Annotated in this window: 6 protein-coding genes; all 6 read left to right on the top strand. The window is 68.9% G+C overall.

What is annotated here, in order from left to right:
* Window positions 1–671: J domain-containing protein (locus ACO1BU_RS35790; RefSeq protein ID WP_424140648.1), on the top strand; the 671-nt coding region annotated here is incomplete at its 5' end.
* Window positions 668–1,054, top strand: a complete 387-nt coding sequence (locus ACO1BU_RS35785) for a chaperone modulator CbpM (protein ID WP_424140647.1) — start codon at window positions 668–670, stop codon at window positions 1,052–1,054. The genes ACO1BU_RS35790 and ACO1BU_RS35785, both read left to right, overlap by 4 nt.
* Window positions 1,051–2,565, top strand: coding sequence for a DegQ family serine endoprotease (locus ACO1BU_RS35780; RefSeq protein ID WP_424140646.1), 1,515 nt, complete (start codon window positions 1,051–1,053; stop codon window positions 2,563–2,565). Before ACO1BU_RS35785 ends, ACO1BU_RS35780 begins: the two co-directional genes overlap by 4 nt.
* Window positions 2,566–2,786: 221 nt before the next feature.
* Window positions 2,787–3,866 (top strand): YihY/virulence factor BrkB family protein, encoded by a 1,080-nt coding sequence (locus ACO1BU_RS35775; RefSeq protein ID WP_424140645.1) that lies wholly within the window; start codon window positions 2,787–2,789, stop codon window positions 3,864–3,866.
* Between the two features lie 212 nt (window positions 3,867–4,078).
* Window positions 4,079–4,540: an Hsp20/alpha crystallin family protein gene (locus ACO1BU_RS35770; protein ID WP_424140644.1), complete on the top strand. Its 462-nt coding sequence runs from the start codon at window positions 4,079–4,081 to the stop codon at window positions 4,538–4,540.
* Between the two features lie 2 nt (window positions 4,541–4,542).
* Window positions 4,543–5,489, top strand: a 947-nt coding sequence (locus ACO1BU_RS35765) for an LON peptidase substrate-binding domain-containing protein (RefSeq protein WP_424140643.1), incomplete at its 3' end; no start/stop codon positions are given.

Here is a 5,489-nt window from a genome sequence, read left to right as displayed (position 1 = left end):
CCCGTTACCGGCCGGGTGCCGGACCGCAGGCCGGCTTCGCATCGGGATTCAGCGAAGAGGATCTCGGCGACATCTTCTCGGATCTTTTCGGCCAGACTGCGCAGGGCAGGGCTCGGCCGAATGTCCGGATGCGGGGCCAGGACCAGCAGTACAGGATGACGGTTGACTTCCTCGATGCGATCAGGGGAGCGAGCCGGACGCTGACCCTGCCGGACGGCCGAAGCCTGGAGGTCCGTATCCCCGTCGGCATCGAGGATGGGCAGGTCATGCGTCTCAAGGGGCAGGGAAGCCCTGGCCTGAATGGCGGGCCTGCCGGGGACGCCTTGATCGAGATCCAGGTCGCTCCGCACCCGTTCTTCCGACGGGACGGTGACGACGTGCATATCGAGGTCCCGGTGACCGTGGCGGAGGCCGTCCTGGGCGGCAAGATCACGGTCCCGACGCCGACCGGGAACGTCAGTGTGACCGTCCCCAAGCGGTCCGACACGGGTGCAAAGCTGCGATTGCGCGGCAAGGGCGTGCCGGCCCATGCCGGTCGGCCTGCCGGCGATGAATACGTCACCTTGAAGATCGTGCTCGGTGAGGTTGATCAGGATCTCGAGCACTTTCTGCGGGAGTGGGCGCCGCGCCACTCCACGAACCCGCGCCGCGCGATGACGGGGGAATCATGATCACCATCGAAGCCCTGTGCCGCTCGGTCGTGGGACTGGACCGGAGCGAGGTCGAGCAGTGGATCGAGAACGCCTGGCTGCATGCCGAAGGCACACCCGGGCACTACCTGTTCCGCGAGATCGACGTCGCCCGGGTCAGGCTGATCCACGAACTGCGGACTGATCTGAAGGTCGAGGAGGAAACATTACCCGTCGTGCTCTCGCTGGTCGACCAGCTTTACGAGGCTCGGCGCCGCTATTCGCTGCTTTGCGCCGCGCTCAATCAGGCCCTGCCGGACGAGGCGAAGCTGAAGGTCATATCGGCCCTTGAGGGGCTCTGGAGCCTGCGTCCCGTCGCGGCAGGGCATCACTCGCCCCCAAACACGGAGGATCACGCAGAATGAGCCCATCGTCCTGCCGCCGCCGCGGCGCGGTGCTTGCGGCGGCGTTGCTCGCCGGAACGGCGGTCATCGATGCCGCCGGCTGGCGACCCGCTCCCGCCTTCGCCCAGAACACGGCGCCAACCCAGACGCAGCCGGGCGCGCCCGCCCTGGCTGCCCCTCAGGTCGCGTTGTCCGGCTTCGGTGACCTTGTCGCCAAGGTCCGGCCGGCCGTCGTGACCATCACCATGACCGCACGCACCGAGGCCGAGGCGGGCATGTCACCCTTCCCGCCGGGCTCGCCGCAGGACCGCATGTTCCGCCGTTATTTTGGCGATGGGGATGACGCTCCGGCGCGGCAGGTGCGGGGACTCGGCTCCGGCTTCATCGTGGATGCCGACGGCCACATCGTCACCAACAACCACGTGGTGGATGGCGCGACAGAGGTGAAGGTGACGCTCGATGACGGGCGCGAGCTGCCGGCCCGCATCGTCGGCCGCGACCCGCGCACCGACCTCGCCCTGCTGAAGGTCGATGCCGGCGCGCCGCTGCCCTTTCTGAACCTTGGCGACTCCGACAGGGCCCGGCCGGGTGACTGGGTGATCGCAGTCGGCAATCCCTTCGGGCTGGGTGGCACGGTGACGGCCGGCATCCTCTCCGCCCGCGGGCGTGACATCCACAGCGGGCCCTATGACGACTTCCTGCAGATCGACGCGCCCATCAATCGCGGCAATTCCGGCGGCCCGCTCTTCGCGCTGGACGGTACGGTGATTGGCGTGAACACCGCGATCTTCAGCCCCTCCGGAGGCTCGATCGGCATCGGCTTCGCCATTCCCTCCAATCTCGTGAAGAGCGTGGTGGCGCAGTTGAAGCAGAACGGCCATGTCGAGCGCGGCTACATCGGCGCGATGACACAGCCGGTCGATGCGACCATGGCCCGCGCGCTGCACCTGGTGAAGCCCGAGGGTGCGCTCGTCGCCCAGGTGGAGCCGGACAGCCCCGCCGCGCGCGCCGGGCTGCAGCCCGGCGATGTGGTGACGGCGGTGAACGACCAGGTCGTGCGTTCCCCCCGCGACCTGGCCCGCGCCGTCGCCGGACTGCGCCCTGGCACGGAGGCGACGCTGACTGCGCGCCGGAACGGCGAGGACCGGCAGCTTTCCGTCCGCGTGGCCGCTCTGCAGGACCGCGAGGCGGGTGAGGTGGAGAGCGAGGAGGAGGGGACCAGGAGCCGCGGGCGGCTCGGCATCGCGCTCGCGACAGTAGAGGAGGCGCGGCGGGCCGGGGTCGAGATCCCGCCCGGCACGGAAGGCGCCGTGGTCGCCGGCGTGCGGCCAGGCAGCCCGGCGGCCGAGGCAGGGCTACGCCCAGGCGACATCATCACGGCCGTTGGCAACAGGCGGGTGGATGATCCGGACGCGGTGGTGAGCGCCATCCGCCAGGCTGCGCGGGCGAATGGCGGTGCCGTGGCGCTCCGGCTGCTGCGGGACGGGCAGAGCCTCTTCGTCGCGGTGCAGTCACCCAGCAACGAGGGTTGAGCCTGAGTGCTGCAGAGCGGCGAGTTCCGGGAGCGGGCAAGCTCTCCCGGAACGGTCTCGGCGGCGGAGGAGACCCTGCCGGGCAGTCCTTGCGGGATGCTGGCCACTCCCGCGGGACGGGGCAAGCGCGGGTTACACGGGGCAGATGCCAAACCGAGGAGCAAGGCACGCCGGAGGAGTTCATGGAGACGAGACAGAGCTGGCCTGGCCCACTTCGTGCCATGATCATTGCTGCGATCGGCCTCATGGCCGCAGGCCTTTTCCGGGAGGAAGAGTCGCCCCGCCTGGCCCAGGGCCCGGCCGCGGGTCAGGCTCCCACCCGGCGGAGCAGGGCCACCACGTTCCGCCGGGGTGGCGGAGACCGCGGCCGAACCGCGGATACCCCCTCGGAGATCCCCGCCCGCGGTTGGTGGGACATCCTGCGCCGCACCCTGCAGCAGGCCTCGGAGGACCGGCTGCTGACCGAGGCGGCGGGCATCACCTTCTATGCTCTGCTTGCCCTTTTCCCGGCGCTCAGCGCGCTGGTCTCGTTGTACGGCCTCTTCGCCGACCCGGGGGATATCGCCAGGCACCTCGCCGCGCTGTCGGGGGTGGTCCCGAGTGGGGGCATGCAGATCATCGAGGAGCAGGTTCAGCGTGTCGCGGCACAGGGGCGCGGCACCCTCGGTGCCGGATTGGTGATCGGGCTGGCCGTGTCGCTCTGGAGTGCGAATGCCGCGACCAAGGCCGCCTTCGATACGCTGAACCTCATCTACGAGGAAAAGGAGAAGCGCAGCTTCGTCAGGCTCACCGCGGTCACGCTGGCCTTCACGCTGGGCGCGATCCTGTTCGCGCTGCTGGCGATCGGTGCCGTGATCGCGGTGCCCGTGATCCTCAACGTCGTCGGGCTTGGCCCGACGGCCGACCTTCTTCTGCGCCTCTTGCGCTGGCCGCTGCTGCTGGTTGCGGTCGCCTTCCTGCTCGCCTGCCTCTTCCGCTACGGGCCAAGCCGCGACGATGCGAAGTGGCGCTGGGTCAGCTGGGGCGGAGCCTTCGCGTCCGTCGCCTGGTTGCTCGGCTCCGCGGGCTTCTCCTTCTATGTCTCCCATTTCGGCAGCTACAACGAGACCTACGGCTCGCTCGGCGCCGCGATCGGCTTCATGACCTGGATCTGGATCTCCGCGGCAATCGTGCTGGCGGGGGCTGAACTGGACGCGGAGATGGAGCGGCAGACCGAGAGGGACACCACCGAAGGACCGGAGCAGCCCATGGGACGTCGCGGTGCGACCATGGCCGACACGGTGGCGCCAGAAGCGGAGTAACGAGCGCCGGGTTTCCAGGCACAGAGGTGTATGTGTTCTTCAAGGGTCGGCCTGAGCCCCTGGGCTCGGATTGACCCAGGCCGGATGGAGGGCGTGCAGCCGGGGATGAAGGCACCAGCTTCCTGGCTTGTTCTACCAGCATGCCGCAGAGCCGGAACCCTTGAGAGCCGGCACCGAGTTCCTAACTTCCTCGCTAGTTCTCTGTGCAAGACATGACGACCGACGCCGGGACCAGGGGCAACGCTATCAGCACCGAGGCGCCTATGAGCACGGGAAGTCCGTCGCGAAACTGGATGTTCGCCGAAGCTGTGGAGATGCTGGCGCGTGCCGAGCGGCTCAGCGCTCAGCTCTTTGACCTGCACGCTGCCCGCTCGCGCGGCTCGGTCTGGGTGCCCCCGGCCGATGTCATCGAGACCGAGGGCGAACTCATCATCCTGGTCGCACTCCCCGGCGTCCCGCCGGAACAGGTCCGCGTAGAGATCGAGGGTGGTACGCTGGTTGTCAGTGGCCGGCGCACGCTGCCGCCCCAACTGCGTAACGCGGTCATCCATCGCCTTGAGCTGCCGCAGGGTCAATTCGAGCGCCGTATCCCGCTCCCGCCCGGGCACTACGACCAGCCGCGCCGCGGCATCGTGGACGGTTGCACCATGATTGTTCTGCGCAAGCTCGCATGAGAATGGGTCACGCCGTGAACCCCGCCAGCTGGATCCGAACGGCGCCCGACGCCGCCCCGGTGGAGGTCGCCCCGCACCAAGCCCTGCCGTCTGTGCCGCCCGAGGCGTTGATCCTGGTACCGGTCCGCGGCACAGCGCTGTTCCCCGGGATTGTCACCCCCATTGCGATCGGCCGCCCCGCATCGGTCGCGGCGGCTCAGCAGGCGCTGCGCGAGGAGCGGCAGATCGGCATCGTCATGCAGCGGGACCCGGAGGTCGAAGCCCCCGGGCCCAATGACCTGCACCGGGTCTGCACGGTGGCCAATGTCGTGCGCTACGTCACGCTGCCAGACGGATCGCACCACATCGTCTGCCAGGGTGTGCAGCGCGCGCGGATCGCGGAGTTCGTGGCCGGGTGGCCCTTTCCGGTCGCCCGGGTGCTGCACATCCCTGAGCCCGGCGGAGAGGGACCGGAGATCGAGGCCCGGTTCCTGCATCTGAAGAACCAAGCCTTGGAGGCACTGCAACTCCTGCCGCAGGTGCCGCACGAACTGATCAACATGTTCCAGTCCGTGACATCCCCGGCGGCGCTCGCGGACCTCGCCGCGGCCTACATGGACATCAAGGCGGAGGAGAAGCAGGACATCCTTGAGACGGTCGACCTGCCAGAGCGCATGGACAAGGTCTCCCGCCTGCTCGCGCAACGCATCGAGGTGTTGCGCCTGACGCAGGAGATCGGGCAGCAGACCAAGGCGGCGATCGACGAGCGCCAGCGCGAGATCGTGCTACGCGAGCAGCTCGCCGCCATCCAGCGCCAGCTCGGCGAGGGCGACGCCAAGTCCCAGGAGCTGGCCGAGCTCTCCGAAGCCATCGCGAAGGCCCGCATGCCATCCGAGGTCGAGCAGCAGGCCCGCAAGGAGCTGCGGCGGCTTGAGCGGATGAGCGACGCCAGCGCCGAGTACGGCATGAC

Source organism: Roseomonas chloroacetimidivorans (assembly GCF_049629625.1).
Taxonomy (GTDB): Bacteria; Pseudomonadota; Alphaproteobacteria; order Acetobacterales; family Acetobacteraceae; genus Roseomonas; species Roseomonas chloroacetimidivorans.
This window is presented reverse-complemented; position numbering and strand designations above follow the sequence as displayed.

Bases quoted from the DNA above. Each gene is read 5' to 3' on its own strand.
- ACO1BU_RS35785 (WP_424140647.1), top strand. From the start codon at position 668: ATGATCACCATCGAAGCCCTGTGCCGCTCGGTCGTGGGACTGGACCGG.
- ACO1BU_RS35780 (WP_424140646.1), top strand. From the start codon at position 1,051: ATGAGCCCATCGTCCTGCCGCCGCCGCGGCGCGGTGCTTGCGGCGGCG.
- ACO1BU_RS35775 (WP_424140645.1), top strand. From the start codon at position 2,787: ATGATCATTGCTGCGATCGGCCTCATGGCCGCAGGCCTTTTCCGGGAG.
- ACO1BU_RS35770 (WP_424140644.1), top strand. From the start codon at position 4,079: ATGACGACCGACGCCGGGACCAGGGGCAACGCTATCAGCACCGAGGCG.